This is a genomic window from Leisingera sp. G5_S3_59_S7, from assembly GCF_054968485.1.
On sequence record NZ_JBQKUH010000001.1, the window covers coordinates 239,002 to 264,870 of the forward strand.

Sequence of the window (25,869 nt, forward strand, 5' to 3'; positions counted from 1 at the left end):
TTACGGGGCACAAAGCCGCCGACCGTTCAGAATATCAGACCTCGAATAGGGCCTGCATCCTTTCCATATTGTATTCAAGCAACCAGTCCCTGCGAGCGTAATACAAGGAAGACAGATCTTCTTTACACACTGCAGCCACATCCATACCGCGATCGTCATATGGATGAAGGACAAGCCCCCTCGAAAAATCGACGAAGTAAATGTTTGAGGAGCTTGCAGGTTGAATTCCCAGTTCCGCCCCAAGAGAAAGCCACAGTAATTCGTTCAACTGCGCTTGATCTGCAAGTTCCACCGCATCCCAATGCCTGAAAACTTCCCCATCCTCATCATCAACATGCGGGTTTTCCCTTTGCGAAATCGCGCCGAGATACTGGAAATCTTTGCGTTTCAGACCGCAACACTTGTACGGTTTCAACCGTTTCCTGCGTGGTTCCGCGCCGCAATAATCCGACGTAAGCATCCATACGGCTTGGCTTCCATCGAACAGCTCCGCAGCGACAGATTTCCCACGGTCAAAAGCCTGAATAAACCGTTTGACCGGACGCGCCGTGGAAACGCCTTCACCGCCAAGTTCAAATCTCAGCGCATACTCGAACTGATAGAATACATCATGCGGGAATTCAGGACAGTTAAACGAATGTTCGACGGGATCTAAAACGTCAGTCAAGAGACGCATCTCCTTATTGATGTCCCGATTGTTTCTTCTTCAAAATCCCCAAAAGCGGCCCGATCACCTTGGTCGCCAGCGGGATCAGCACGAGCCCCCACGCCAGGCCGAACACCCCGTCCATCGCCGCCTTGGCAGCCCATTCCACAGCGCCGGTCCAGCCCTCCGGCACCGCATGGCCCACGGCATAGGCCCAGTCGTGGATCAGATGGCCCAGCCAGCCAAAGCCCAGCACTTCCAGCCCGTGGATGATGATGGAGCCGCCCACCCACAGCATCGCCGCGGTGCCGACCACCGACAGGATCTTCATCAGCACCGGCATGAATTTCACCAGCCCGCGCCCCAGGCCCCGGCCCGGTGTGGTCAGCGCGTTCTGCGCCAGGAACAGCCCCACGTCATCCATCTTCACGATCAGCGCGACAGAGCCGTAGACCGCCAGCGTCACGCCGATTGCCACCACTGCCAGCGTCGCCGCCTGCATCCAGACCGTCGGCGCCTCGATCGCGGCCAGCGCGATGGTCATGATCTCCGCCGATAGGATGAAATCTGTCTTGATCGCGCCCTTGATCTTCTGCTCTTCCAGGTGGCCGGGATCCTTGATGCTCATGTCCTCGTCGATGGCATGGCTGGCATGGGGGAACAGCACGTGAAAGATCTTCTCTGCCCCCTCGAAACACAAATAGGAGCCCCCGAGCATCAGCAGGGGCGTGATTGCCCAGGGTGCGAAATTCGCCAGCAGCATCGCCACCGGCAGCAGCAGGATCAGCTTGTTGAACAAAGAGCCGCGTGTGATGCGCCAGATGATCGGCAGCTCGCGCGCAGGCGCAAACCCCTGCAGGTACTTGGGCGTCACCGCCGCGTCGTCGATGATCACCCCCGCGGTCTTGGCGCCGGCCTTGCCAGCCGCCGCCGCCACATCATCGACCGAGGCCGCCGCCACCTTGGCGATCCCCGCCACGTCATCCAAAAGTGCCAGCAAACCGCTCATGCCAAATCCCTCAAATCCTATCCGTCTTTGACAGGCAATCTGCCTGCTTCCGCCGCGCGGCACAAGCGTTAGCGCCACCGCCATCGCGCAGCAATTTTCCGTTAACGCCACCGGCTCAAACCGTTACCGCCACCATCATGATTTTGCGCTAACAGTTTCATTTAATGACGCTTTTACCCCTTTAGACCACATCCGCCCCGGTCTATATGGCGGCCAAAGGTTTTTGCTCGCTTGGAGACGTAACTCATGACCATCAAAGTCGGGATCAACGGTTTTGGCCGCATCGGCCGCTGCACCCTGTCGCACATCGCCGCTTCGGGCCGCGACGACATCGAAGTGATCAAGGTGAACGCCACCGGCCCGCTGGAAACCGCAGCGCATCTGATCAAATACGACTCCGTGCATGGACGTTTCCCGGGTGAAGTGACCATCGGCGACGGCACCATGAACCTGGGCCGCGGCGACATGCAGATGTTCTCCACCTACGACATGGGTGAGCTGGACTGGGACGGCTGCGACGTCGTTCTGGAGTGCACCGGCAAGTTCAACGACGGCGAAAAGGCCAAGGCGCACCTGGAGCGCGGGGCAAAGAAAGTGCTGCTGTCCGCCCCCGGCAAGAACGTCGACAAAACCATCGTGTTCGGCGTCAACGACGACCAGCTGGAAGCCGGCGACAAAATGATCTCCAACGGCTCCTGCACCACCAACTGCCTGGCGCCGCTGGCCAAGGTCCTGGACGAGGCGTTCGGCATCGAGCATGGCATCATGACCACCATCCACGCCTACACCGGCGACCAGCCGACCCTGGACCGCCGCCACAAGGACCTGTACCGCGCCCGCGCTGCCGCCATGTCGATGATCCCGACCTCGACCGGCGCCGCAAAAGCGCTGGGTGAAGTGCTGCCGAACCTGAAAGGCCGTCTGGACGGCTCCGCCATCCGCGTGCCGACCCCGAATGTCTCCGCCGTGGACCTGACCTTCCGCGCCGGCCGCGACGTGACCGCAGAGCAGATCAACGCCGCAGTCAAGGAAGCGGCTGAGGGCCCGATGAAGGGCGTTCTGGGCTTTGAGCCGGCGCCGCTGGTCTCCACCGACTTCAACCACACCCCGGAAAGCTCGATCTTCGCGCCGGACCAGACCCGCGTGGTCGAGGACCGCATGGTGCGCGTCCTGGCCTGGTATGACAACGAGTGGGGCTTCTCGGTGCGCATGGCCGACGTCGCCGTCGCGATGGGCAAACTGGGCTAAACGTCCCTGGACCCTTGAGAATTCACGCCCGCTCAGGTTATCTGGGCGGGCGTTTTCCTTTGCGGCGGAGCTTTCATGACCAACCGGATTGCCATTTCCCTGGGGCTGATCCTGATCGCCGCCGCCGTTATTGATATCGCCCTGTTCGGGGATCAGCACATGATCTTCCTGGGCAAGAAACTGTTTGCCCTGATCGACTGGGTCGCCTTCTGGCGCTGAGCCGCCTTACCGCCGCCGCAGCTTCAGACCCCTTGTTTTCACTTGGCGGCGGCGCCAGCCGCTGCCCGCGCGCAGCGCGCCGCCGAACGCACAAAGCCGGGCGTCAGCCCGGCTTTGCCTGTATCTTATACTGGGACCGGGGTCAGGCGGTCTTGCCCAGACGCTCCAGCAGCTTTTCGTTGACCAGCGGGCTGACGAACTTGGACACGTCGCCGTCCAGCCGGGCGATTTCCTTGACCAGCTTGGAGGCAATCGCCTGATGCCGTGCCTCGGCCATCAAGAACACCGTCTCGATCGAGCTGTCGAGCGCCCGGTTCATGCCGACCATCTGGAATTCATACTCGAAATCGGCCACCGCCCGCAGGCCGCGCACGATGATCTGGGCGCCGACGTCGCGGGCGCAGTCGATCAGGAGGTTCTCAAACGGATGCGCGACGATCTCGGTGCCGGTCTCTTCGCTGAGCTTGGCGCATTCCGCTTCGATCATGCCAACCCGCTCCTCCAGACCGAATAGCGGGCCTTTGTCGCGGTTGATCGCCACGCCGATGACCAGCTTGTCCACCAGGGCGCTGGCGCGTCGGATGATGTCGATGTGCCCGATGGTGATCGGGTCGAAGGTGCCGGGATACAGACCTACACGCATGGGCGGCCTCCTGCCTTGTCAGAATTTCTGCGCACGCAAACACATTTGCGGCTGGCAATGCAAGGGGGCAGAAATACGGACACCCCGCCCGCGGCAAGGCCCCCAATGCCCGCCTGCGGCTCAGTGCCCCATGATCATGTCCTGCAGCGCGTCCTTCTCCATCGCCACCTGCGCCAGCTGCGCCTTCACCGCATCGCCAAGAGTCACGATTCCCACAAGTTTTCCGTCCTCGACCACCGGCATGTGGCGGAACCGCCCCTCTGTCATCTGCTGCAGCAGCTCGCCCACATTGGACTGGGTGGTGCAGGTCACCAGCTCGCGCGTCATATAGCCGCTGACCGGCTGATCCAGGCAGCTGGCGCCTTCTTTCGACAGCTCCCGCACAATGTCGCGCTCTGACAGGATGCCCTCCGGCGTTTCGCCATCCGCGGAAACCACCACGGTGCCGAACCGGTTGTCCGACATCACTTTTGCCGCCTCGGCCACGCTTGCGTCCGGCTTCACTGTCACGACGCCGGTGCTGGCTTTGGATTTCAAAATGACCTGAACAAGCATACGGCAAACCTCCGAAATATTATTGCGTTACAGCAAGGTTTGCCGCAACGCAGCTTCAAGTCAAGGATTCCAGCCGGGCCACCTCGTCGCGGATGCCCTTGGACAAGGCCTGGGCAAACCGGTTCAGCCGCTCGCTGCGCTGGTCGCCCTGGTGGCGCACCAAATGGAAGCTGCGGGTCAGGCTCACCTTGTCGGTCAGGATTTTGCGCAGCATCCGGTGGGCTGGCAGGCTGAAGTCATGCGCCACGCAGACCGCCGTTCCCTGCGCCGCCATCTTGATCTGCACGGAAACCGAATTGGAGGCCAGCGCCACCCGCTCCACCCCGATGTCGTTCAGGTAATCCAGTTCCTTGTCGAAGATCATGTCCGGAATATAGCCGATCATCTTGTGGCCCTTCAGGTCCTCCAGCTTTTCGATCGGCGTATGCTCCTTCAGGTAATGGCGCGAGGCCACCAGATGCAGCCGGTAGTCGCAGATCTTCTGCACCAGCAGCTTGCCCGCGGTCGGGGCGCTGACAGTCACCGCCATATCCGCCTCGCGGCGGCTGAGGTTGATGACCCGCGGCAGGGCCACGATCTGAATGTCCAGGTCCGGATTTTCCTCTGATATCTGCGCGCAGACCTGCGGCAGAAGGTAATTGGCGGCGCCATCAGGCGCGCCGATGCGGATCTGGCCGGACATTGTGTCGCTCGGCCCGCTCAGCGCCTCGGTGCCGGCCCGCATCGCCTGCTCGGCCGCTTCCGCATGGACCAGCAGCCGGTCGCCGGCGGCGCTGAGCGCATAGCCCTGCGGCGATTTCACGAACAGCGGGGTCTCCAAGGCGGCCTCGAACCGGGCGATGCGTCGGCCGACGGTGGCAGGGTCCATCTTGAGGATACGGCCGGCGCCCGACAGGCTTGCCTCCCGTGCCACTGCCAAAAACACTTTCATATCATCCCACTGCGGATCCATTGGCCCCGGGTCCTCCGTTCTCCTGTTAACGCTGCGTTAACCTTTTGCGTTCCTGCAAAGCCTCTTTGAAATGTTTCCCCTTTTCCGATGTTTTTTGCAAGCCTACGATGAGGGCAACATGAACAGAGGAGGATCCGATGCAAGAACTCGGCCACTTTATCAACGGCAAGATCGTCTCCGGCACCTCGGGCCGCTTTGACGATGTCTTCAACCCGGCAACCGGTGAAGTGCAGTACAAATGCCCGATGGCAAGCGCTGACGAAACCACCGATGCCATCGAAAAAGCCGCGGCGGCGCAGCCCGCCTGGGGCGCCACCAACCCGCAGAAGCGCGCCCGCGTGATGATGGCGATGGTTGGCCTGATGAACCGCGACATGGACAAGCTGGCCGAGGCGCTGAGCCGCGAGCACGGCAAGACCATTCCGGACGCCAAGGGCGACCTGCAGCGCGGCCTGGAAGTGATCGAATACTGCGTCGGCGCGCCGCAGATGCTGAAGGGTGAATTCACCGACAGCGCAGGCCCCGGCATCGACATGTACTCCATGCGCCAGCCGCTGGGCGTTGTCGGCTCGATCATGCCGTTCAACTTCCCGGCCATGATGCCGCTGTGGCACGTCGGCCCGGCGCTGGCCTGCGGCAACGCCGTGGTGCTGAAACCCTCCGAACGCGACCCCTCCGTGCCGCTGATGCTGGCGGAACTGTTCGTCGAGGCCGGTCTGCCCGAAGGCGTGTTCCAGGTGGTGAACGGCGACCGCGAGGCGGTTGACACCATTCTGGACAGCGAAATCATCCAGGGCGTGTCCTTTGTGGGGTCCACCCCGATTGCGCAGTACATCTATTCCCGCGCCACCGCCAACGGCAAGCGCGCCCAGTGCTTCGGCGGCGCCAAGAACCACATGATCGTGATGCCCGACGCCGATCTGGACCAGGCCGCTGACGCGCTGGTCGGCGCAGGCTTCGGCGCGGCAGGCGAACGCTGCATGGCAATCTCGGTTGCGGTTCCGGTCGGCGAGGAAACCGCCGACAAGCTGATCGAGAAGCTGATCCCGCGCATCGAAAAGCTGAAAGTCGGCCCCTACACTGCAGGCGACGATGTTGACCTGGGCCCGGTCGTGACCGCGGCTGCCAAGGACCGCATCCTGGGCCTGATCCAGTCCGGTGTCGATCAGGGCGCCAAGCTGGTGGTCGACAACCGCGACTTCAAACTGCAGGGCTACGAAGACGGCTTCTTTGTCGGCGCCCACCTGTTCGACCACGTCACCCCCGACATGGACATCTACAAGCAGGAAATCTTCGGCCCGGTGCTTTCCACTGTGCGTGCGAGCACTTACGAGGAAGCGTTGAAGCTGGCGATGGATCACGAGTACGGCAACGGCACTGCGATCTTCACCCGCGACGGTGACACCGCGCGCGACTTTGCCTCTCGTGTGAACATCGGCATGGTGGGCATCAACGTGCCGATCCCGGTGCCGCTGGCCTACCACACCTTCGGCGGCTGGAAGAAGTCGATGTTCGGCGACCTGAACCAGCACGGCCCGGACAGCTTCAAGTTCTACACCCGCACCAAAACCGTGACCTCCCGCTGGCCCTCGGGCATCAAGGAAGGCGGCGAGTTCAACTTCAAGGCAATGGACTAACCTCCTGCCCCTGAACAGTAAAGGCCCCGGAAATCCCGGGGCCTTTTTCGTCTTCCGCCACCGTTCACTCCACCGGCAGTCCCGCCGTCTGCAAGCTTTCCAGCCAGATCCGGCGGTTCTCCGGATGGTTCTTGCTGCCCTCGAATTGCTTGCGCATCGCTGCGACCGACAGCTTCGGATTGATCGCCAGTGCCGCCTCGACCGCCGCCTGCGCCTCTTGGCTGCGCTCCAAACGCGCGAGATTGGCCGCCCGCAGCAGCTGGGCATAGACCTGCCACACCGGGCCTTTTGCCACCGCCCGCATCTGCCGCGCGGCCTCCAGCGCTTCTTCGTAGCGCCCGAGGTGGAACAGGATATGGCCCTTATAGAAATACATCGCATGCAGCAGCGGATCGCGCGGGCTGAGCCGGATTGCCATTTCGATCTCAGGCAGCGCGCGCTCTTGCAGGCGGAACCAGTCCAGCGTGTGAGCCAGCTCCAGCCGGATACGGGCGTCATTGGGGTTAAGCTCCGCCGCGCGCTCCAGATTGGCGATTGCGGGCTCAGCCTCGCCTGTGAACCGGTAGATATAGCCAAGCGCTGCATGGGCCTGCGGGTCGCTGCCGTCCAGGCGGATCGCGGCCTGCGCGGCAGCAATCGCCTGATCCAGCACCGCGCGCCCCTCCGCCGCCCAGCCGTGGAAGAACAGCGTTCCCAGCGCCCGCGCTTCGAGGCTGCGGGCAGCGGCAAAGCCCGGATCCTCGGCTGCAGCCAGCCGCGCCAGCCGCACCGCCTCCGTTTGCGCCTCGGCAGTCAGGATGCCCTGCTGAAACCGGCCCCGCAGGAACAGATCCCAGGCCCCCGGATCATCCGTCGGCCGGGCGGTCAGCGCCGCTGCCTGCGACAGCACGATCTCCGGCAACAGCCGGCCTGCGATGGCGCGGGTGATCTCATCCTGGATGGCAAATACCCCGGCCGGCTCCCGCTCGAATTGTTCGGACCAGACAGTGCGCCCCTCCGGCAGGCTGGCCAGCTCTGCCGTGATCCGTATCCGTCCCTCGTCCCGGCGGACACTGCCGCGCAGCGCATGAGAAACCCCCAGATCGCGCGCGGCCCGCAGCTGGGCCGCCGGATCATCCGGGTAAGACCGCATTGTCGCCGCTGAAATCACGAACAATTCCCTGAACCGGGCAAGATGGGTTGTCAGATCCTCGGTCAGACCGTCGGCGAAATACGGCTCCACGCCCTGCCCGTCCAGGATTTCAAACCGAAGAACCGCGAGCGAAGGCCTTGAATCGATAGCGGAATTCTGCGCTGGCCACAGCCAGAACAAGGCCGCAACCAGCAGAACAGCCATGGCCGCAAACGCAGCCGCCAGCCCCGGGCGCTTACGGCCCCTGGCGGCGGCAGGCGGCATACAACTCTTCACATCGGCAACAAAGCGGTAGCCGCGTTTGGGAAATGTTTTGACATAGCGCTGCCGGGCGCCGTCATCCCCCAATGCGCGCCGCACCGAGCGGATCCGGGTGTTGAGCGCGGCATCGGTGATCGCCCGCCCCTGCCAGACGTCTGCGATCAGTTCATCCTTGCTGACAACCCGCGCCCGGTTGCGGATCAAGACCTCCAGCAGCTGCAGCGCCTGCGGCTCCAGCGCAATCGGCCTTCCCCGCTTGCGCAGTCCGGCACCGGCTGGGTCGAACTCGAACTCATTAAACCTGTACATCGCGGTCCAAAGCCCCTCCAGACCGCGATTGTCATCTAAAAATCAGAAAAAGTCATCCGGTTATCAAGCTTATACAGCAGCGCCCCTCCAGGCTGGAACGGCAGACACGCACCGTCTCAGACACCAGATCCCAACGGGGGGAGGACACTATGACAGCCCGAACTTTGATGATTGCAGCCGCCGCAGCCGCAGCCCTGGCCGGCGCCGCCACGGCCGAAACCGAGCTTCAGGCAGCACTGAACAGCGGCGGCAGCGCGCTAAGCAGTGACGAGATCGCAGAGCTGTTGGTCGGCAAGGCTGTCACCGCAAGGGCCGGCAGCAAGACCTTCCGCTTCTACTATGACGCCGGCAACCAGCTGTTCGGGGAGCTGCAGGGCGGCGGCTGGTCCGGGGCCGGCGCCTATGCCATCACCGATGGCAACCAGATCTGCGTCTCGATGCCCAAGGACGGCGGGCGCTACCGCTGCCTGACCTTGGTCCGCACCGGCGGCACGGTCCGTAAATACAGCGCCGAGGGCAAGGCCTCCTTCGAAATCCTGGCGGCAGAGGACGCGCGGGGGCTGTGAACCGGCAGGCCTGATCGCGCGGGAGACTGTTGCGCGGCGCCTCAAAATGACGGCAATCCGGCCCTGACGCCACAAAATGCCGTGAAAATAGGGGTTCCGGCCCGTTTTTGCTTGTTCCGCGACGTAAGTCGTCTATCCGGTCAGCAACGGACAAACAGACGGCAGGCGCATGAGCAAGACACCCGACCCCATCCAGCCGCAGGCGGCTGCAAGAACCGCCCGCGACTGGGTTAAGATCCTGGCCCAATACCGCGAACCGGACCACCTGCGCAGCGCCTTCGAACTGGCGGTGACGGTTGTGCCGTTCCTGCTGCTCTGGGCCCTGGCCTGGTGGTCGCTGTCGGTCAGCTACTGGCTGACGCTTGTTCTGTCCGTCTGTATCGCCGCCTTCCTGCTGCGCCTGTTCACTATCCAGCACGACTGCGGCCACGGCTCCTTTTTCACCAACCGCCATCTGAGCGACTGGGTGGGCCGTGTCATCGGGGTGCTGACCCTGACGCCCTATGACGTCTGGCGCCGCACCCATTCGATCCACCACAGCACCCACGGCAACCTGGGCAAACGCGGTATGGGCGACATTCACACGATGACCGTGGCGGAATACCGCGCCGCAAGCCGCTGGGAGCGGCTGGTCTACCGGCTCTACCGCCACCCGGTGACCCTGTTCGGCATCGGCCCCGGATACCTGTTCTTCCTGCAGAACCGCATCCCCTACGGCCTGACCGGCCAGGCCCGCTACTGGATCAGCGCCATGGGCACCAATGCAGCGATCCTCGCGGCGCTGGGGCTGATCTGGTATTTCGGCGGGCTGATGCCGCTCTTGCTGATCTTCCTGCCCGCCACTCTGATTGCGGCAACAGCCGGCCTGTGGCTGTTCTATGTGCAGCATCAGTTCGAAACCACGCAATGGACCCACGACGAGGACTGGCAGCTGCATGATGCCGCCCTGCACGGCAGCTCGCATTATGTGCTGCCGCCGGTGCTGCAATGGCTCAGCGCCAATATCGGCATCCACCACGTGCACCATCTCTACAGCCGGATCCCGTTCTACCGCCTGACCGAGGTTCTGCGCGACCACGCTGAACTCGCCGAGGGCAACCGGATGACCATCCGCGAAAGCCTGGCCAACGCCCGGCTGCACCTGTGGGACGAAGACAGCTGCCGGCTGCTGTCCTTTGCCCAGGCCCGCCGGCTTTACGCCTGACGCCCTGACCCGCTGCGGGCGGCAGAAAATTGCCGCCCGGGGCTACACAAACCCGTGAGGCGCTGCCGCAGCGCTTTGACACCTCTGGAAATTCCCGTGCCGGTGATTATCTTCGCCGGAGTTTTTGAGCAGCACGGTAGAGGAAACAATGACAAAACCCCGTATCACCCGCCGCGCCACCCTGATGGGCCTGGGCGTCACCCTGGCCACCCCCGCCATCCTGCGCGCGCAATCGACCGACGCCTTCCCGCAGAACGAGCCGGCCATCCGTGAAGAGGTTCCGGTGCAGCGCAATGTCTCCGCCTTCTCGCAGCAGAACTGGCAGGATCATTTCGACACGCTGGGCAAGGGCTGCCTGCTGGCCGACATCAGCTCCCGGGCGCTGCATTACTGGGGCCCGGACGGCGAAACCTACCGCCTGTTCCCCTCCTCTGTGCCGATGACCGAAGAGCTGACCAAGCGCGGTTACTCCAAGATTGTGCGCAAGGCGGAAAACCCCAGCTGGACCCCGACCCAGTCGATGCGCGAGCGTGACCCCACGCTGCCGGCGCGCGTCGAAGGCGGCGCCCCGGGCAACCCGCTGGGCACCCGTGCGATGTATCTGGACTGGCCTGCCTACCTGGTGCACGGCACCCACGACACCCGCAAGATCGGCCGCCAAAGCTCCTCCGGCTGCATCGGTCTCTATAACCAGCACGTTGAGGAACTGTACGAGCTGGTGCAGGTCGGCACGCAGGTCCGGCTGCTGTAATCCAGGCCGCAACCCGACAAAGCCGAAAAAGAAAGAGGGAGCGCCGTCCTTACGGCGCTCCCTTTGCATTTCCCGGCAGCAGCGGCTTCAGGCGAGACTAAGGTGGTCGGGTTTCAGGCCCGCGTTGTAACGCTGCACCGCTTTCTCCATCAGCGCCTCGAAGTTGCGGGTGAATTTTTCCGTGTCATACAGCGGGCCTTGGGCGATCCCCTCTTTAATGCGCGCCTTGATGGCGGCCAGATACTCCGGATCGCGCGCCAGTTTAAGCGCCAGCGCCTGGTATTGCTGCGGTGTAGCGGCCGCAAGTTCAGGCACCCCGGCGCAATGCACCAGGCTGGTCGCCACCCGCGCGGCGAATTGCTTGCCGGTCTTGGTGACAACCGGCACTCCCGCCCAAAGCGCGTCACTGGCGGTGGTGTGCGCATTCACCGCAAAGGTATCAAGGAATACATCCGCCAGCTGCAGGCGGGCAAGATGCTCTTTCTGACCCGCAAATCCCGCAAAAACGATGCGCTCCGGCCCGATGCCGCGTTTCTTAGCTTCCTTCAGGATGTACTCGCAGGTCTTGTCCCGGGGTGCATAGAACCACAGCACGCTGTCCGGAACGCGGTCCAGCAATTTCATCCAGACGTCGAATTCGTCCGGGGACACCTTGTAAGGGCTGTTGAAGGAACAGAAAACAAAGGCGTCCTCGGGCAGCCCCACTTCAGCCCGCGACGGAACAGTGTCCGCGGCAGCGCGCTGATCATCGTTGGGCTGATAGCAGTCCGGCATGTAAAGAATTTTTTCCGTGTAGTACTTGCGCAGCTTTCCGGGGATAGTGACGGGATCGGCGATCATGTAGTCCATTTGGTCCACCCCGGTCGTCCCCGGATACCCCAGATATGTCACATGCACCGGCGCCAGACGGTCGTTGAAGATGTTCACCCGGTTGCCCTTGGTATAGCCCTTGAGGTCAATGGCAATATCCAGGCCATCCTCACGCGCGACGGCAGCGATTTCGTCGTTTTCCAGACTTGCCACTTGCTTATAGACATCCGCGGCATTTTCCGCCCGCAGGCGGCCTTCATGGTTATTCACCTCGCCGTAGTCGTAGATATAGATTTCAAACCGGTCGCGGTCATGCAGTTCCAGCTGCCGCCCGATCAGGTACATGGTGGCGTGGTCGAAGAAGTCGTTTGAGAAATACCCCAGCCGGATCTTGCGGCCTTCCGCCCGCGGACGTTCGAATTCGATCCCGGAAGTATCTACTTTGGCAAGTTCCGCAGCCTTGACCGAGAACTTCATTTGCAGTCCTGGATCATCAACCATCGACAAGAAGGCAAACGGGTCAATGCCGACATCCGTCTTGCGGAACACCTGAACCCGCTTCTCCCGGTTCCCCAGATCTGTCCAATCGCAGATCCGGCGGCGCAGGTAGACAAGCCTGGCCAGCGCCGTCGCATTGTTCGGATCGAATTTCACCGCAGCATCGAAATAGTTGATCGCCTCTTCATCCTGGTTCAGCCGCATCAGGTAAGTTCCGATGTAAGACAGGCATTTGGAGTTAGAGGGATCCAGCCGCAGCGCATCAATATGGGCCAGGATCGCCTTTTCAGGGCGGTTCATCATTTCCAGCACTTCGCCGAGCGAGGCATAAATCATCCGGTTCTTGTCATCCAGCTTCAGCGCTTGGCGCAAAAGGTATTCGGCATCGCTGAATTGACGTTTCAACGCCAGCTTGCGGGCCTTTGCGTGCAACGCCACGGCCTGCTCCTGCGGCGTGCCGTTAGATTGCTTGATCATCCCGTGCCGCATCGCCATCGCAAAATCGGCGCGGCCGTTGCTGCTGACCGCGCCGGCAAATTCCTGTTTCGAGCGGTCCGGATTTTCGGGTCCCGAGGATGCCAGAAAATGCTGCGCCTGAGAGTTCGCCACTGCGTTTGCTCCTTTTGGAATGCCTCTGCAGGATTCACCTGCGAGTGATCTGTTTGGGACAGAGTTTCCGCGAAGTTTGTTAATTTTTTCCTCACCGGGCAGGCTCCGTGCCCGCGCCGCCCTGCGGCATTGCTGCACGGCGGCTTTGCATTTGCGCAGCTTGCCTCAGCGTCCGCCGCCCGTTATTAAATAAACAACTGTTCAATTCATTGCGCCACGGGAGGAGCCGAACATGGATTTCGCACTCACAGAGGAACAGCAAGCCATCTTCGACATGGCCCAAGCCTTTGGCCAGGAAAACATCGCGCCGCACGCCCGCCAGTGGGAAAAAGACGGCACCATCCCCAAATCGCTGTGGCCGCAGCTGGCGGAATTGGGCTTTGGCGGGCTCTATGTCTCCGAGGAATACGGCGGCTCCGGCCTCAGCCGGCTTGACGCCACCCTGGTGTTCGAAGCGCTGGCGATGGCCGACCCTGCCGTCGGCTCCTTCCTGTCGATCCACAACATGTGCGGTGGCATGATCGACAAGTTCGGCTCGGAAGAGACCAAGCAGAAATGGCTGCCCAGCCTGTGCTCGATGGAGAAGATCTTCTCCTACTGCCTGACCGAACCGGGCTCCGGCTCCGATGCGGCGGCGCTGAAAACCCGCGCCGAGCGCACCAATGAAGGCTACACGCTGAACGGGACCAAGGCGTTCATCTCCGGCGGCTCCTACTCCGACGCCTATGTCGTGATGTGCCGCACCGGCGAGGACGGCCCCAAGGGCATTTCCACCGTGGTGGTCGAGGACGGCAACCCGGGCCTGTCTTTCGGCGCGCTGGAGGACAAGATGGGCTGGAAGGCGCAGCCCACCTCGCAGGTGCAGTTCGACGATTGCGCGATCCCCGCGGACAACCTGATCGGCGAGGAAGGCAAAGGCTTCTCCTATGCCATGGCCGGCCTCGACGGCGGCCGTCTGAACATTTCAGCCGGCGCTCTGGGCGGTGCCCAGGCGGCGCTGGATCAAACCGTGCAGTACATGTCCGAGCGCAAGGCCTTTGGCAAATCCATCAACCAGTTCCAGGCGCTGCAGTTCCGGCTGGCGGAATATGAAACCCGCCTGCAGGCCGCCCGCACCTTCCTGCGCCAGGCGGCGTGGAAACTGGACAACGGCGCCCATGACGCCACCAAGTTCTGCGCCATGGCCAAGCTGATGGTCACCGACACTGCGTTTGACGTCGCCAACGGCTGCCTGCAGTTGCACGGCGGTTACGGCTATCTTGCCGACTACGGGGTGGAGAAGATCGTGCGCGACCTGCGTGTCCACCAGATTCTGGAAGGCACCAACGAAATCATGCGCCTGATCGTCGCGCGCCAGCTGATTGCAGAGTAACCTGCAATCAGCACATTGCCCGCGGCAAGACATACTGACGGAGCACGCCCGATGAGTGATATCCATATCCGCAAGTCCGGCCACGCCGGCCGCATCACCTTCACCCGCCCCAAGGCGCTGAATGCGATGAGCTATGACATGTGCATGGCAATCGACGCCGCCATGCGCGACTGGGCCAATGATGACAGCGTCAAACTGGTGGTGATCGACGCCGAGGGCGACAAGGCCTTCTGCGCCGGCGGCGATATTGCCGAGCTCTATGACACCGGCACCAAGGGCGACTACAGCTATGGCCGCACCTTCTGGCGGGATGAGTACCGCCTGAACGCGCGGATCTTTGAATACAAGAAGCCGGTGATCAGCTTCATGCAGGGCTTCACCATGGGCGGCGGCGTTGGCATCGGCTGCCACGGCACCCACCGGGTGGTCGGCGAAAGCAGCCAGATCGCCATGCCAGAGGTCGGCATCGGTCTGGTGCCGGACGTGGGCGGCTCGCTGATGCTGACGCTGGCACCGGATCACCTGGGTGAATACCTCGGCATGACGGCGGCGCGGATGGGCGCGGATGACGCCATCCTCGCAGGTTTTGCCGACTGTTTCATTCCGCAGGACCAATGGCCCGCGCTGATTGCCGCGCTGGAAGAAACCGGCAGTGCCAAGCTGGTCGAGGATGCCGCCCAGCCCGCCCCCGAAGGCAAGCTGCGCGCGGTCCGCGAGGACACTGCCAGACACTTCGGCAAGGACAGCCTTGAGGCCATCCTGCAAAGCCTGCAGGCGGAGGAAAGCGATTTTTCCGTCGCTGCGCTGAAGTCGCTGAACCGCAACTCGCCGCTGTCAATGGCCTGCACGCTGGAGATGCTGCGCCGCTTGCGCGCCGATGGCCCCGCGATCCGCCGCGCGCTGGACCTGGAATACCGCTTTACCTACCGCGCGATGGAAAAAGGCGATTTCCTCGAGGGCATCCGGGCCCAGATCATTGACAAGGACCGCAATCCGCAGTGGCAATTTGCCGGCCAGGCGGTCCCCGCGTCTGCGGTCGAGGACATGCTGGCGCCGCTCGGCGCGGATGCGCTGACATTTGAGGAGGAACTCGCATGAAGATCGGATTTATCGGACTTGGCAACATGGGCGGCCCGATGGCCGCCAACCTGGCCAAGGCGGGCCATGAGGTCACCGGATTTGACATGGCCGATGTCAGCATCGAGGGCGTGACCATGGCGGCCTCCGGCCCCGAGGCCGCGGCAGGCGCCGATGCCGTCATTACCATGCTGCCCAACGGCGCCATCCTGCGCCTGGTCGCGGCTGAGGTGATCCCGGCCATGACCAAGGGTGCGGCTTTCATCGACTGCTCCACCGTCGATGTGGACTCCGCCCGCGCCGTGGCGGAACAGGCTGCGGATGCGGGCCTGATGTTCGTCGACGCGCCGGTCTCCGGCGGCATCGGCGGCGCCGCAGGCGGCACGCTGACCTTCATGGCCGGCGGCTCGGCTGAGGCGTTTGCGGCGGCGGAACCTCTCTTTGACATCATGGGCCAGAAGGCCGTGCATTGCGGCGAGGCCGGCGCGGGCCAGGCCGCCAAGATCTGCAACAACATGATCCTGGGCGTCACCATGATCGCCACCTGCGAGGCCTTTGCCCTGGCTGACAAGCTGGGTCTCGACCGGCAGAAGATGTTCGATGTGGTCTCCACCTCCTCCGGCTACAGCTGGACCATGAACGCCTATTGCCCGGCCCCCGGCGTTGGCCCGCAGTCGCCCGCCGACAACAACTACCAGCCGGGCTTTGCAGCGGAACTGATGCTCAAGGATCTGGGCCTCAGCCAGCAGGCCGCCGAAAGCGCTGATGCCGACACGCCGATGGGCGAACTGGCGATGGCGCTCTACAAGAAGTTCGTCGAGGAGGAAGATGGAAAAGGCATGGATTTCTCCGCCATGCTGCCCCGTTTTGAAAAGCGCGGCCGCGAGGGCTGACACGCCCGGCCGGTTCTTTTCGGATCCGGCAGCGTCAGCACCGCCAAAGGCCGGCCCCGCACAGGGCCGGCCTTTGCTATTCATCCGACTGCCCCCGCCAGCAATCACACGTAAAGTTTTATTAAACATCCGGTTTTAGACGCCGCGCTGCCACAGTTCTGTCCAACTTCTCCACCATTCCGGTAAGCAACCGTAAAACCTTGCACACCCGGAGGCAGGCTGCACGACATGGCCACCGCAACGGAACTGAACGTCGACACAAACGCCACCGCTCAGCAGATGGCAGAGGAAATCTTTGGCGACGGCGTCACAGTGACCACCGCCACTTACAGCGGCGATGCGCTGTCCTCGGGCATCTATTCCGGCGCCGATACCACAACCCCGGGCGTGGCCCCTGCGGATTCCGGTGTGATCCTGTCAACCGGCTACGCCCGCGACTTCACAAACAGCGACGGCACCACCAACACCAACCAGCGGGCCGATACCACCACCAACACCAGCGGTGTGGACGGGGATGCGGACTTCAACACGCTGGCAGGCACTCAGACCTATGACGCCTCCATACTCGAGTTCGAATTCGTTCCCGACGGCGACACGCTGACCATCGACTTTGTGCTGTCCTCCGAGGAATACCCGGAGTTCGTGAACTCCCAGTACAACGACGTGGTCGGCGTCTGGGTGAACGGGGTCGAGGCACAGGTCTCCATCGGAGACGGCACCGCCTCGATCGGCAATATCAACGATGGCACCGAAAACATCTACGTCGACAACACCGGCGACAATTTCAACACCGAGATGGACGGCTTCACCATCACGCTGACGTTTGTCGCACCGGTGAATGCGGGTGAAGTCAACACCTTGAAAATCGGCGTCGCGGACACCTCCGACGTTGCCTATGACACCAACCTGCTGATTGCAGGCGGTTCGGTGCAGACAGCCGTTGTTGCCCAAGATGATCAGGAAGACATCGCCATCGGCAAAACCAGGGTGATTGATGTCCTGGAAAACGACAGCACCGCCGCCGGCGGCACGCTGAGCATCACCCATATCAACGACCAGCAGGTCGCTGCCGGCGACACCGTCACGCTGACCACCGGGCAGCAGATCACCCTGAACGCCGATGGCACCCTTACCGTGGTCACCGACGGCGACCTGGAAACCGTCTATTTCAACTACACCGCCGATAACGGCGAGGGCAATTCCGACACCGGCCTGGTGGAGATCAATCAGACCGTGCCATGCTTCCTGCGCGGCACCATTATCCGGGTGCCGGGCGGCGAAATCGCGGTTGAGGACCTGCGCCCCGGCATGGAGGTCCTGACCTGCGACAACGGCCCCCAGGTGCTGCTATGGACCGGCAGCCGCCGCACCGCCTGCACACCGGACACGGCCCCGATCCGCTTTGCCCCGGACAGCTGCGGCAATGACCGCGACCTCTATGTCTCGCCGCAGCACCGGATGGTGGTGTCCGGCGCGATGGCAGAACTGCTGTTCGGGGAAACCGAAGTGCTGGTCAAGGCCAAGGACCTGGTCAACGACAGGACCGTCCGCCCGGCGCTTGAGCTGGAAGAGGCGGAGTACTACCACCTGCTGTTCGGCAGCCACCAGATTCTCTGGGCCAACGGTGCTCTCAGCGAAAGCTATCAGCCCGGCCCGGAAACCGCGGTCGGCTTCGACGCCGGAACGCAAGCGGAAATCCGCGACTTGTTCCCGGACCTTTGCGCAGAAACCGGCCGCGGCTGCGGAAATGCCGCCCGGCTGTCCCTGCGCAGCTACGAAGCGCGGGTTATTGCCGCTGCGTAACCGGCAACTGGCGGCCTGCCGCCGCCCCTTTCTCCGCTCCCTTGGATTTGCCGGACAGGCGGTTATGTGAGGGGCAGCGAAGAAAGGACCCGCTGTAAATGGTACGCCGTCACATTGTTCCCTTCACCGTTCTTGCCGCGGCCTGCGCGCTGGCGATACCGCTGGCGGCCGGCAGTGGATACGACGAACCGGACCAGGCCGGATTCCAATGCCCGCCCGGGCTGGACAGGAAAGCCGCGCATTGCGTTCCTCCGTCCCAGGCCAAGAAGTTCTACCGCCGCGGCGATCATATTCTGGAAGACTATATCTGGATCGGCCAGCCCGGCGGCTGGGCGCCGGATCCCTATGGCAGCTATGTTCAGGCGGGCGGCTATGTGTATCAGGTCAACCGGGAAACCCACAAGGTGCTGCGCCTGATCGGCGCTGAGGCTGTGCTGGACAACTAGCCGCCGGCGCTGTCTGCAGCACCCTGCCCGGCCATCGCCTCCAGCACCTCCCGGGTGGCCCCGTCGGCGGGGAACAGCATTTCAATGCGCAGTTCAGACATCGCCAGATCCCCGGTGCCGCCGAATTGCGTGATGGTGGAAAAGAACGACAGCACCTGCCCGCCCATCCGGTAACGCGCCGGAATCACCGCGGGCAGCAGCCCCTGCCGCAAAGCCTCCGAAGCTGCAACATTGGCCTGCAGCCGCGCCACCGCCTGTTCCAGCACCGGATCAGCGCCGAAATGCGCCAGTTCGGTCCGCAGCCGCGCCAGGCTGTGCCGCTCAACCTCTTCCAGATTGTCCAGCGCCGCCCGCAGCGCCGCATTGCCCAGCAGCGCGTCGAGCAGGCTGCTGCCTTTGCTGATCCCGGCACTGCCCAGCATCGCCGCGGCTGCCCGGTTCAGATCCAGCAGCCGCCAGTGCCGGTCGATCATCATCGCCGGATAGGGCGCGTGCGCCGCCAGCATCTGCTCCGCCGCCTGCCACAGCGGCGCCAGTTCCGCATCGTTCAGGTCCCGGCTCACATGGGCCGGCGCCAGCCCGGCTGCCGTCAGCAGCTGGTTGCGCGCCCCGCCCGGCATCTGCAACTCATCGCTGAGGCGCAGCACCATGCCGCGGCTGGGACGTGAACGGCCGCTTTCCAGAAATGACAAATGCCGCGCCGAGACGCCGGCCTGCAGCGCCAGCTCCATCTGACTCATCCGCCGCAGCCCGCGCCACTTCTTCAGAACCGCGCCAAAGCCTTCCGCCATCGTCTGCCTCCGTTTTTGCGCAGCATAGACGCCTCCGCGCCGGATAACACTTACCTCCCAGGTAATTGTTTTGCGTCCGGTTCGCGCGGCATCCTGCAGCGGACACAATACAGGAGCATCCCATGACACACGCCGCCGCAATCCGCATGCTCAAGACCGTTTCGGTGCTCTCTGCCGCCTTCGGCCTCGCCATGGTGCTGGCGCTGGCCACACCGCTTTCACAAGCCCTCGGATTCTTTCTGGATCTGGCCTTCCTGCCGCTGGACGGCGGACAGCGGCTGCAACCCGGCCCGGCCTCCCTGATGACCGCCATCAGCGGCGGCCTGCTGTGCGGTTTCTGCGTCCTGATCTATCTGGTGACAAAGCATGTCTACAGCACCGATCCCGTTCTGGGCCGCGGCCTGCTGATCCCTGCGCTGCTGGCCTGGTACGTGCCTGACAGTCTCGGCTCCCTTGCCGCAGGCGCCTGGTTCAACGTTGTGATGAACTCAGCCTTCCTGGCCCTGTTTCTGGTGCCGCTGCTGCTGACCCGCCCCGCCGCCGCCCGAACGGCATAAGAAAAGGGGGCGCCAACGCCCCCTGTTCACCTTTGCAGAAATACTCCGGGGTGAATTGGCCAAAGGCCAAGAGGGGCAGCGCCCCTCACCCTACTCCGCCGCCACTTTCCGCGCCGCCAGTATGTCTTTCAGATAGCGCCCGGTGTGGCTGCGCGGCTCATCCGCCACAGCCTCCGGCGTTCCGGCTGCAACGATCTCGCCGCCGCCGTCGCCTCCCTCAGGACCGATGTCGATGATCCAGTCGGCGGTCTTGATCACATCCAGATTGTGCTCAATCACCACCACCGAATTGCCCTGCTCCACCAGCTCGTGCAGCACTTCCAGGAGCTTCTTCACATCCTCGAAATGCAGGCCGGTGGTCGGCTCATCCAGAATATACAGCGTCCGGCCCGTCGAGCGTTTCGACAACTCCTTTGACAGCTTCACCCGCTGCGCCTCGCCGCCTGACAGCGTCGTCGCCTGCTGGCCAACCTTGATATAGCCAAGGCCCACCCGCATCAGCGCGTCCATCTTGTCGCGGATCGCCGGCACCGCCTGGAAGAACTCCTGCGCGTCCTCTACCGTCATATCCAGCACGTCGGCAATGCTCTTGCCCTTGAACTTGATCTCCAGCGTCTCACGGTTATAGCGCGCGCCCTTGCAGGTCTCGCAGGTGACATAGACGTCCGGCAGAAAGTGCATCTCGATCTTGATCACACCATCGCCCTGACACGCCTCGCAGCGCCCGCCCTTCACATTGAAGGAGAACCGACCCGGTTTGTATCCGCGCGTCTTGGCCTCCGGCAAACCCGCGAACCAGTCGCGGATCGGGGTGAAGGCACCGGTATAGGTGGCCGGGTTCGACCGGGGCGTCCGGCCAATCGGGCGCTGGTCAATGTCGATCACCTTGTCCAGATGCTCCAGCCCCTTAATGCTCTCGCAGGGTGCAGGCGTCTGGCGCGCGCCATTGAGGCGCATGGAGGCGGTCTTGAACAGCGTCTCAATGGTCAGCGTCGACTTGCCGCCGCCCGACACGCCGGTGACGCACACGAACTTGCCCAGCGGGAACTCCGCCGTCACCTCTTTCAGGTTGTTGCCGGTGGCCTTCACCACCTTGACCTTCTTCTTGTTGCCCTTGCGCCGCTTGCCCGGCACCGCGATCTCCCGCGTGCCTGCCAGATACTGACCGGTGACCGAACCCGCGTCGGAGGCAATCTGCTGCGGCGTGCCGTGGCTCACCACCTCGCCGCCATGCACCCCGGCGCCGGGGCCGATGTCGAACACGTAATCCGATTGCCTGATCATGTCCTCGTCATGCTCCACCACGATCACCGTGTTGCCCTGGTCGCGCAGATTCTTCAGCGTGCCGATCAGCCGGTCATTGTCGCGCTGGTGCAGGCCGATGGAGGGCTCATCCAGCACGTACAAGACGCCCGTCAGGCCGGAGCCGATCTGCGACGCCAGCCGGATCCGCTGGCTCTCACCGCCGGACAGCGTGCCGGAATTACGGCTCAGGGTCAGGTACTCCAGCCCGACATTGTTCAGGAATCCCAGCCGCTCGCGGATCTCCTTGACAATGGCCCGCGCAATTTCCTGCTTCTGCTGGCTCAGATGGTTCGGCACATCCTCGATCCAGGCCAGCGCCTCGCGGATAGACTTCTGCACCACCTGCCCCACATGGACACCGGCGATCTTCACCGCCAGCGCCTCATCCCGCAGCCGGTAGCCGTCGCAGTGGTGGCAGGGCCGGTTGTTCTGATAGCGCTCGAACTCTTCGCGGATCCAGTTGGAGTCGGTCTCGCGGTAGCGGCGCTCCATATTCGGAATCACGCCCTCGAACGTCCGCTCCACCTGGTAAACCCGGCCGCCCTCATCATAGCGGAACAGGATTTCCTCCTCGCCGGAGCCGTACAGGAACACCTTCTGCACCTTCTCGGGCAGGTCCTTCCACGCGGTGTTCTTGTCGAACTGGAAATGCCGGGCAATCGCCTCGATGGTCTGCAGGAAATACGGCGATTTTCCCTTGCGCCAGGGCGCCAGCGCGCCGTCATAGACCTTCAGGGACTGGTCAGGCACCACAAGACGCTCGTCAAAGAACAGCTCGACGCCAAGGCCGTCGCATTTCGGACAGGCGCCAAACGGCGCGTTAAAGGAGAACAGCCGCGGCTCGATCTCCGGGATGGTGAAGCCGCTGACCGGGCAGGCAAAATTTTCGCTGAAGGTGATCCGCTCCGGATCGCCCTCCTTGGGCGCGGTCTCCAGAATGGCGATGCCGTCGGCCAGGTCCAGCGCGGTGCGAAGGGAGTCCGCCAGACGCGTCTCCATGCCTTCGCGCACCACCAGCCGGTCCACCACCACGTCGATGTCATGGCGGAACTTCTTGTCCAGCGTTGGCGGCTCGTCCAGTTCATAGAACTCCCCGTCGACCTTCACCCGCTGGAAGCCCTGCTTGCGCAGCTCCAGGAATTCCTTCCTGTACTCACCCTTGCGGTCACGGACGATCGGCGCCAGCAGATAGCCGCGGGTGCCCTCCTCCATCTCCATGATCCGGTCGACCATGTCCTGCACCTGCTGCGCCTCGATCGGCAGCCCGGTGGCCGGCGAATAGGGCGTGCCCGCGCGGGCAAACAGCAGACGCAGGTAGTCATAGATTTCCGTCACCGTGCCCACGGTGGAGCGCGGGTTTTTAGACGTCGTCTTCTGCTCAATCGAAATCGCCGGGCTCAGGCCGCTGATGTGGTCCACATCCGGCTTTTCCATCATGTCGAGGAACTGGCGCGCATAAGCACTCAGCGACTCGACGTACCGGCGCTGGCCCTCGGCATAGATGGTGTCAAACGCGAGGCTGGACTTGCCCGAGCCCGAAAGGCCGGTGATCACCACCAGCTCATCGCGCGGGATATCCACGTCGATGCTCTTCAGATTATGCTCGCGCGCGCCGCGCACTTCGATGGATTTCAGCTCAGCCATAATGCCCCCGTAGACGCGTCCGCCGAACCCTTGGCGGACGCCAGCCCTACAGATAGGGAATGCGATTGGAAACGCCAAGCCCCCATAAAGAACATATCACGAACAGGTGGAAGTTTGCTGACAGCAGCTGGCAGCAGCCGGGCCAACCGCGTTTCCCGCTCCGGATTTCCCGGAATCCGGCACGCCCAACGGGCGGCGGACCCCGCAGGGGGCCGGCGGCGGGCCGGAGCCCTTGCTGTCAGGCCATAACGCGGCGCCGGGCCGCCAGCAGCAGATGCACCGCGGCACCGCCCAGAAACAGCACCAGCAGCGCCGCCATCATGCCGCTGAACCCCGCCGCCGACAGCGACACCACCATCAGCGGCGTGCCGATGGTGTTGCCCAGATTGCCCGTCTGCGCCATTGCCCCGCTGGCCTGCGCCCGCGACGCGGCGGTGGCGTTCAGCTGCGGCACCGCCGCGAATGAGCCGCCCTGCACCAGCCCCATCGCCCCGGCCATGGCGATACAGGCCAGCGGCGCGCCGGGCACGGCCCACAGCCACAGCGCCGCTGCGGCGCAGGCCAGGAACCCCAGCTGCGCCAGCCGCACCGCCGGCAAAAACCGCAGCAGGTAAACGCCCAGGGTCATCGACACCGCGATGCTGGCCAGCGGCATCATTCCCAGGACAAACCCGCGCGCCTCTTCCGCGATGTAGGGCGGGATCACCGTCAGCACCGCCACAAAGCAGCAGGTGTAAAACAGCCAGCCCGCAGCCGGCGCCGATATCCAAGGGGAGCGGTAGATGGGCAGATGCTGCCCCGGCAGGTCCGCCAGCCGCGGCAAAGGCGCCCGCTCAGGCACCGGAACAGCGCGCAAGGCAAAACCCAGCAGCACCGCCAGCCCCGCCATCACCGCCGCATGGGCGCCAAACAGCGCCAGCAGCCCCCAGGCCCGCACCAGCGGCAGGCCGCCCCAGGCCAGCAGGGTAAAGGCCACGGCAAAAAAAGTGCTCCACAGGGTCATCGCCAGCCCCCGGCCGCGGTCAGAGCTCAGCTGCGCAATCAGAACCGGGCCCGCGACCACAATGCCCAGATGCGACAGCCCCTCAGCCACCCTTGTGGCCAGGAACAGCCCGAACGGCAGATGCAGCGCCTGCAGCGCAGACACCGCCGCCCCGGCCCACAGCGCCCAGACCAGCGTGCGCCGGTAGCCAAAGGCGGCCGCATACAGGCCTGCCACCGCCCCCAGCAGGATGCCCAGCGTGCCCACCAGCGACACCGAAAAGCTCAGCGCGGTGCCCGCCTGCGGATACAGTTCGCCCATGCGGCCGAAGATCACCGAAATCTTGCCGTATTGCGCGGCGGCCCCCAGCCCCGCGGCCCAAACCGCCAGGATCAGCCCCCAGCGGGAATCTCCGCCATCCGTCAAATTATCTGCCCTCAAATAGCAAAAGCAGGCACGCGCAGTGCCTGCTTTCCCTGTCCTGCCCGCTAATCCCGGCCGCGGCAAGAGCTGCGGCGCGGGAATGCTGCGTCAGATGTGGATCACCCGGTCAAAGGCGTCGAGCACCGATTCATGCATCATCTCGCTCAGCGTCGGATGCGGGAAGACGGTGTTCATCAGGTCTTCCTCGGTGGTCTCCAGCTGGCGGCCGACCACATAGCCCTGGATCAGTTCGGTCACCTCAGCGCCGACCATATGCGCGCCCAGCAGCTCGCCGGTCTTGGCGTCAAAGATGGTCTTCACCATGCCCTCGGCCTCTCCCAGCGCAATCGCCTTGCCATTGCCGATGAAGGGGAAGCGGCCGACCTTGATGTCATAGCCCAGCTCCTTCGCCTTCGCCTCGGTATACCCGACAGAGGCGACCTGCGGCTGGCAGTAGGTGCAGCCCGCGATGCTTTCCGGCTTGACCGGATGCGCGTGCTTGCCCGCGATCAGCTCCGCCACCATGACGCCCTCGTGCGATGCCTTATGCGCTAGCCAGGGCGCGCCGGCGATATCGCCAATGGCGTAAAGGCCATCAACACCGGTGCGGCAGTACTCGTCGGTCACCACATGGGTCCGGTCCACCTTGACGCCCAGTTCTTCCAGCCCCAGGCCTTCGACATTGCCTACGATGCCCACGGCAGAAATCACGGTGTCAAAGTCATGCTTCTCTACCTTGCCGCCAACCTCGATATGGGCGGTCACCTTGCCCTTGCCCTTGTCCAGCTTCTTGACCATGGCTTTTTCCATGATCTTCATGCCCTGTTTGACAAAGGACTTCTTGGCAAAGGCAGAGATTTCCGCGTCTTCCACCGGCAGCACCCGGTCCATCACCTCAACCACCGTGGTTTCAGCGCCCAGGGTGTTGTAGAAGCTGGCAAATTCGATGCCGATCGCGCCGGAGCCGATGACCAGCAGCTTCTTCGGCATCCGCACCGGATCCAGCGCGTGCTTATAGGTCCAGACCAGATCGCCGTCCGCCTCCAGCCCCGGCAGTTCACGGGCGCGGGCGCCGGTGGCCAGCACGATGTGCTTGGCGGTCAGATCCTGCGTGCCCTTTTCGGTTTTCACCGAGACCTTGCCCTTGGCCGGAATGGACGCCTCGCCCATCACCACGTCAATCTTGTTCTTCTTCATCAGGTGGCCAATTCCAGACGACAGCTGTTTTGCCACCCCGCGTGAGCGTTTCACCACCGCATCCAGGTCATAGCCGATGTTTTCAGCCTTCAGGCCGAAATCCTTGGCCCGCTCCATCAGGTGGAACACCTCGGAGGAGCGCAGCAGCGCCTTGGTCGGGATGCAGCCCCAGTTCAGGCAGATACCGCCCAGATGCTCGCGCTCGACCACGCAGGTCTTCAGCCCCAGCTGCGCTGCGCGGATGGCGGCAACATAGCCCCCCGGCCCGGCGCCGATTACGATCACGTCATAGGATTGTGCGGCCATGCTGTCCCCTCGCCTTGAACAGGA

Annotated in this window: 23 protein-coding genes; 12 read left to right on the plus strand and 11 right to left on the minus strand. The window is 63.3% G+C overall.

Annotated elements, in window-relative coordinates; genetic code table 11:
• Nucleotides 1–34: 34 nt before the first annotated feature.
• The gene (locus tag ACTRWG_RS01135) at nt 35–667 is read right to left on the minus strand and encodes a DUF3885 domain-containing protein (protein WP_161631103.1); all 633 of its coding nucleotides are present in this window, start codon (nt 665–667) and stop codon (nt 35–37) included.
• 13 nt (nt 668–680) lie between these two features.
• The gene (locus ACTRWG_RS01140; RefSeq protein ID WP_027237721.1) at nt 681–1,655 is read right to left on the minus strand and encodes a DUF808 domain-containing protein; all 975 of its coding nucleotides are present in this window, start codon (nt 1,653–1,655) and stop codon (nt 681–683) included.
• A gap of 246 nt (nt 1,656–1,901) precedes the next feature.
• On the opposite strand from ACTRWG_RS01140, the gene gap reads away from it, so the two are divergent.
• Nucleotides 1,902–2,903 (plus strand): type I glyceraldehyde-3-phosphate dehydrogenase, encoded by a 1,002-nt coding sequence (gap, locus tag ACTRWG_RS01145; protein WP_027237722.1) that lies wholly within the window; start codon nt 1,902–1,904, stop codon nt 2,901–2,903.
• 75 nt (nt 2,904–2,978) lie between these two features.
• Nucleotides 2,979–3,122, plus strand: coding sequence for a hypothetical protein (locus ACTRWG_RS01150; RefSeq protein WP_027237723.1), 144 nt, complete (start codon nt 2,979–2,981; stop codon nt 3,120–3,122).
• A 142-nt stretch (nt 3,123–3,264) separates the two neighbouring features.
• Here the strand turns inward: ACTRWG_RS01150 and coaD are convergent, their stop codons facing one another.
• The 3 genes from coaD to ACTRWG_RS01165 form a co-directional block, all read right to left on the minus strand.
• A complete protein-coding gene (gene coaD / locus ACTRWG_RS01155; RefSeq protein ID WP_462828847.1) occupies nt 3,265–3,765 on the minus strand; it encodes a pantetheine-phosphate adenylyltransferase in 501 nt (166 codons plus the stop codon).
• A gap of 120 nt (nt 3,766–3,885) precedes the next feature.
• The gene (locus tag ACTRWG_RS01160) at nt 3,886–4,320 is read right to left on the minus strand and encodes a CBS domain-containing protein (RefSeq protein WP_027237725.1); all 435 of its coding nucleotides are present in this window, start codon (nt 4,318–4,320) and stop codon (nt 3,886–3,888) included.
• 55 nt (nt 4,321–4,375) lie between these two features.
• Nucleotides 4,376–5,272 carry a LysR family transcriptional regulator gene (locus ACTRWG_RS01165; RefSeq protein ID WP_027237726.1) on the minus strand — a complete coding sequence of 299 codons (897 nt, stop codon included), beginning with the start codon at nt 5,270–5,272 and terminating at the stop codon, nt 4,376–4,378.
• Nucleotides 5,273–5,409: 137 nt separating this feature from the next.
• On the opposite strand from ACTRWG_RS01165, the gene ACTRWG_RS01170 reads away from it, so the two are divergent.
• Nucleotides 5,410–6,909, plus strand: a complete 1,500-nt coding sequence (locus ACTRWG_RS01170; protein ID WP_027237727.1) for a CoA-acylating methylmalonate-semialdehyde dehydrogenase — start codon at nt 5,410–5,412, stop codon at nt 6,907–6,909.
• A gap of 64 nt (nt 6,910–6,973) precedes the next feature.
• Here ACTRWG_RS01170 and ACTRWG_RS01175 read toward each other — a convergent pair whose 3' ends face one another.
• The gene (locus ACTRWG_RS01175; protein WP_027237728.1) at nt 6,974–8,611 is read right to left on the minus strand and encodes a winged helix-turn-helix domain-containing protein; all 1,638 of its coding nucleotides are present in this window, start codon (nt 8,609–8,611) and stop codon (nt 6,974–6,976) included.
• A gap of 149 nt (nt 8,612–8,760) precedes the next feature.
• On the opposite strand from ACTRWG_RS01175, the gene ACTRWG_RS01180 reads away from it, so the two are divergent.
• The 3 genes from ACTRWG_RS01180 to ACTRWG_RS01190 all read left to right on the plus strand — a co-directional run bounded on the left by ACTRWG_RS01180 (nt 8,761) and on the right by ACTRWG_RS01190 (nt 11,132).
• A complete protein-coding gene (locus ACTRWG_RS01180) occupies nt 8,761–9,177 on the plus strand; it encodes a hypothetical protein (protein WP_154667827.1) in 417 nt (138 codons plus the stop codon).
• 169 nt (nt 9,178–9,346) lie between these two features.
• Nucleotides 9,347–10,381, plus strand: coding sequence for a fatty acid desaturase (locus tag ACTRWG_RS01185; RefSeq protein ID WP_027237730.1), 1,035 nt, complete (start codon nt 9,347–9,349; stop codon nt 10,379–10,381).
• Nucleotides 10,382–10,529: 148 nt separating this feature from the next.
• Nucleotides 10,530–11,132 carry a L,D-transpeptidase gene (locus ACTRWG_RS01190; RefSeq protein WP_027237731.1) on the plus strand — a complete coding sequence of 201 codons (603 nt, stop codon included), beginning with the start codon at nt 10,530–10,532 and terminating at the stop codon, nt 11,130–11,132.
• An 87-nt stretch (nt 11,133–11,219) separates the two neighbouring features.
• Here the strand turns inward: ACTRWG_RS01190 and ACTRWG_RS01195 are convergent, their stop codons facing one another.
• The gene (locus ACTRWG_RS01195; RefSeq protein WP_027237732.1) at nt 11,220–13,049 is read right to left on the minus strand and encodes an O-linked N-acetylglucosamine transferase, SPINDLY family protein; all 1,830 of its coding nucleotides are present in this window, start codon (nt 13,047–13,049) and stop codon (nt 11,220–11,222) included.
• A gap of 232 nt (nt 13,050–13,281) precedes the next feature.
• On the opposite strand from ACTRWG_RS01195, the gene ACTRWG_RS01200 reads away from it, so the two are divergent.
• From ACTRWG_RS01200 to ACTRWG_RS01220, 5 genes are all read left to right on the plus strand, one after another.
• Nucleotides 13,282–14,421, plus strand: a complete 1,140-nt coding sequence (locus ACTRWG_RS01200) for an acyl-CoA dehydrogenase family protein (RefSeq protein ID WP_027237733.1) — start codon at nt 13,282–13,284, stop codon at nt 14,419–14,421.
• A 51-nt stretch (nt 14,422–14,472) separates the two neighbouring features.
• Complete coding sequence (locus ACTRWG_RS01205) at nt 14,473–15,519, plus strand: enoyl-CoA hydratase/isomerase family protein (protein WP_462828848.1); 1,047 nt, start codon at nt 14,473–14,475, stop codon at nt 15,517–15,519.
• Complete coding sequence (mmsB, locus tag ACTRWG_RS01210; protein ID WP_027237735.1) at nt 15,516–16,391, plus strand: 3-hydroxyisobutyrate dehydrogenase; 876 nt, start codon at nt 15,516–15,518, stop codon at nt 16,389–16,391. The genes ACTRWG_RS01205 and mmsB overlap by 4 nt, the downstream gene beginning before the upstream one ends.
• A 228-nt stretch (nt 16,392–16,619) precedes the next feature.
• Complete coding sequence (locus tag ACTRWG_RS01215; RefSeq protein ID WP_462828849.1) at nt 16,620–18,194, plus strand: choice-of-anchor L domain-containing protein; 1,575 nt, start codon at nt 16,620–16,622, stop codon at nt 18,192–18,194.
• 98 nt (nt 18,195–18,292) lie between these two features.
• Entirely contained in the window at nt 18,293–18,640 is a 348-nt protein-coding gene (locus tag ACTRWG_RS01220; protein ID WP_245597401.1) for an excinuclease ABC subunit A, read from the plus strand.
• Here ACTRWG_RS01220 and ACTRWG_RS01225 read toward each other — a convergent pair.
• Nucleotides 18,637–19,431: a helix-turn-helix domain-containing protein gene (locus ACTRWG_RS01225; RefSeq protein ID WP_027237737.1), complete on the minus strand. Its 795-nt coding sequence runs from the start codon at nt 19,429–19,431 to the stop codon at nt 18,637–18,639. The genes ACTRWG_RS01220 and ACTRWG_RS01225 overlap by 4 nt on opposite strands.
• 122 nt (nt 19,432–19,553) lie before the next feature.
• Here ACTRWG_RS01225 and ACTRWG_RS01230 point away from each other — a divergent pair, with 122 nt between their 5' ends.
• Complete coding sequence (locus tag ACTRWG_RS01230) at nt 19,554–19,988, plus strand: hypothetical protein (RefSeq protein WP_027237738.1); 435 nt, start codon at nt 19,554–19,556, stop codon at nt 19,986–19,988.
• A 90-nt stretch (nt 19,989–20,078) separates the two neighbouring features.
• On the opposite strand, the gene uvrA is transcribed toward ACTRWG_RS01230, so the two are convergent.
• From uvrA to lpdA, 3 genes are all read right to left on the minus strand, one after another.
• The gene (gene uvrA / locus ACTRWG_RS01235) at nt 20,079–22,937 is read right to left on the minus strand and encodes an excinuclease ABC subunit UvrA (protein WP_027237739.1); all 2,859 of its coding nucleotides are present in this window, start codon (nt 22,935–22,937) and stop codon (nt 20,079–20,081) included.
• A 238-nt stretch (nt 22,938–23,175) separates the two neighbouring features.
• The gene (locus tag ACTRWG_RS01240; protein WP_036797566.1) at nt 23,176–24,345 is read right to left on the minus strand and encodes an MFS transporter; all 1,170 of its coding nucleotides are present in this window, start codon (nt 24,343–24,345) and stop codon (nt 23,176–23,178) included.
• 105 nt (nt 24,346–24,450) lie between these two features.
• Nucleotides 24,451–25,845, minus strand: a complete 1,395-nt coding sequence (lpdA, locus tag ACTRWG_RS01245) for a dihydrolipoyl dehydrogenase (protein ID WP_027237741.1) — start codon at nt 25,843–25,845, stop codon at nt 24,451–24,453.
• Nucleotides 25,846–25,869 lie beyond the last annotated feature (24 nt).

What these genes read in the sequence shown, in the direction of transcription:
- ACTRWG_RS01160 (WP_027237725.1), bottom strand. Translation starts at nt 4,320, where the DNA reads ATGCTTGTTCAGGTCATTTTGAAATCCAAAGCCAGCACCGGCGTCGTG.
- mmsB (WP_027237735.1), top strand. Translation starts at nt 15,516, where the DNA reads ATGAAGATCGGATTTATCGGACTTGGCAACATGGGCGGCCCGATGGCC.
- coaD (WP_462828847.1), bottom strand. Translation starts at nt 3,765, where the DNA reads ATGCGTGTAGGTCTGTATCCCGGCACCTTCGACCCGATCACCATCGGG.
- ACTRWG_RS01225 (WP_027237737.1), bottom strand. Translation starts at nt 19,431, where the DNA reads ATGGCGGAAGGCTTTGGCGCGGTTCTGAAGAAGTGGCGCGGGCTGCGG.
- ACTRWG_RS01140 (WP_027237721.1), bottom strand. Translation starts at nt 1,655, where the DNA reads ATGAGCGGTTTGCTGGCACTTTTGGATGACGTGGCGGGGATCGCCAAG.
- ACTRWG_RS01170 (WP_027237727.1), top strand. Translation starts at nt 5,410, where the DNA reads ATGCAAGAACTCGGCCACTTTATCAACGGCAAGATCGTCTCCGGCACC.
- ACTRWG_RS01230 (WP_027237738.1), top strand. Translation starts at nt 19,554, where the DNA reads ATGACACACGCCGCCGCAATCCGCATGCTCAAGACCGTTTCGGTGCTC.
- ACTRWG_RS01185 (WP_027237730.1), top strand. Translation starts at nt 9,347, where the DNA reads ATGAGCAAGACACCCGACCCCATCCAGCCGCAGGCGGCTGCAAGAACC.
- ACTRWG_RS01215 (WP_462828849.1), top strand. Translation starts at nt 16,620, where the DNA reads ATGGCCACCGCAACGGAACTGAACGTCGACACAAACGCCACCGCTCAG.
- uvrA (WP_027237739.1), bottom strand. Translation starts at nt 22,937, where the DNA reads ATGGCTGAGCTGAAATCCATCGAAGTGCGCGGCGCGCGCGAGCATAAT.
- gap (WP_027237722.1), top strand. Translation starts at nt 1,902, where the DNA reads ATGACCATCAAAGTCGGGATCAACGGTTTTGGCCGCATCGGCCGCTGC.
- ACTRWG_RS01175 (WP_027237728.1), bottom strand. Translation starts at nt 8,611, where the DNA reads ATGTACAGGTTTAATGAGTTCGAGTTCGACCCAGCCGGTGCCGGACTG.
- ACTRWG_RS01190 (WP_027237731.1), top strand. Translation starts at nt 10,530, where the DNA reads ATGACAAAACCCCGTATCACCCGCCGCGCCACCCTGATGGGCCTGGGC.
- ACTRWG_RS01205 (WP_462828848.1), top strand. Translation starts at nt 14,473, where the DNA reads ATGAGTGATATCCATATCCGCAAGTCCGGCCACGCCGGCCGCATCACC.
- ACTRWG_RS01150 (WP_027237723.1), top strand. Translation starts at nt 2,979, where the DNA reads ATGACCAACCGGATTGCCATTTCCCTGGGGCTGATCCTGATCGCCGCC.
- ACTRWG_RS01180 (WP_154667827.1), top strand. Translation starts at nt 8,761, where the DNA reads ATGACAGCCCGAACTTTGATGATTGCAGCCGCCGCAGCCGCAGCCCTG.
- ACTRWG_RS01220 (WP_245597401.1), top strand. Translation starts at nt 18,293, where the DNA reads ATGGTACGCCGTCACATTGTTCCCTTCACCGTTCTTGCCGCGGCCTGC.
- ACTRWG_RS01165 (WP_027237726.1), bottom strand. Translation starts at nt 5,272, where the DNA reads ATGGATCCGCAGTGGGATGATATGAAAGTGTTTTTGGCAGTGGCACGG.
- lpdA (WP_027237741.1), bottom strand. Translation starts at nt 25,845, where the DNA reads ATGGCCGCACAATCCTATGACGTGATCGTAATCGGCGCCGGGCCGGGG.
- ACTRWG_RS01200 (WP_027237733.1), top strand. Translation starts at nt 13,282, where the DNA reads ATGGATTTCGCACTCACAGAGGAACAGCAAGCCATCTTCGACATGGCC.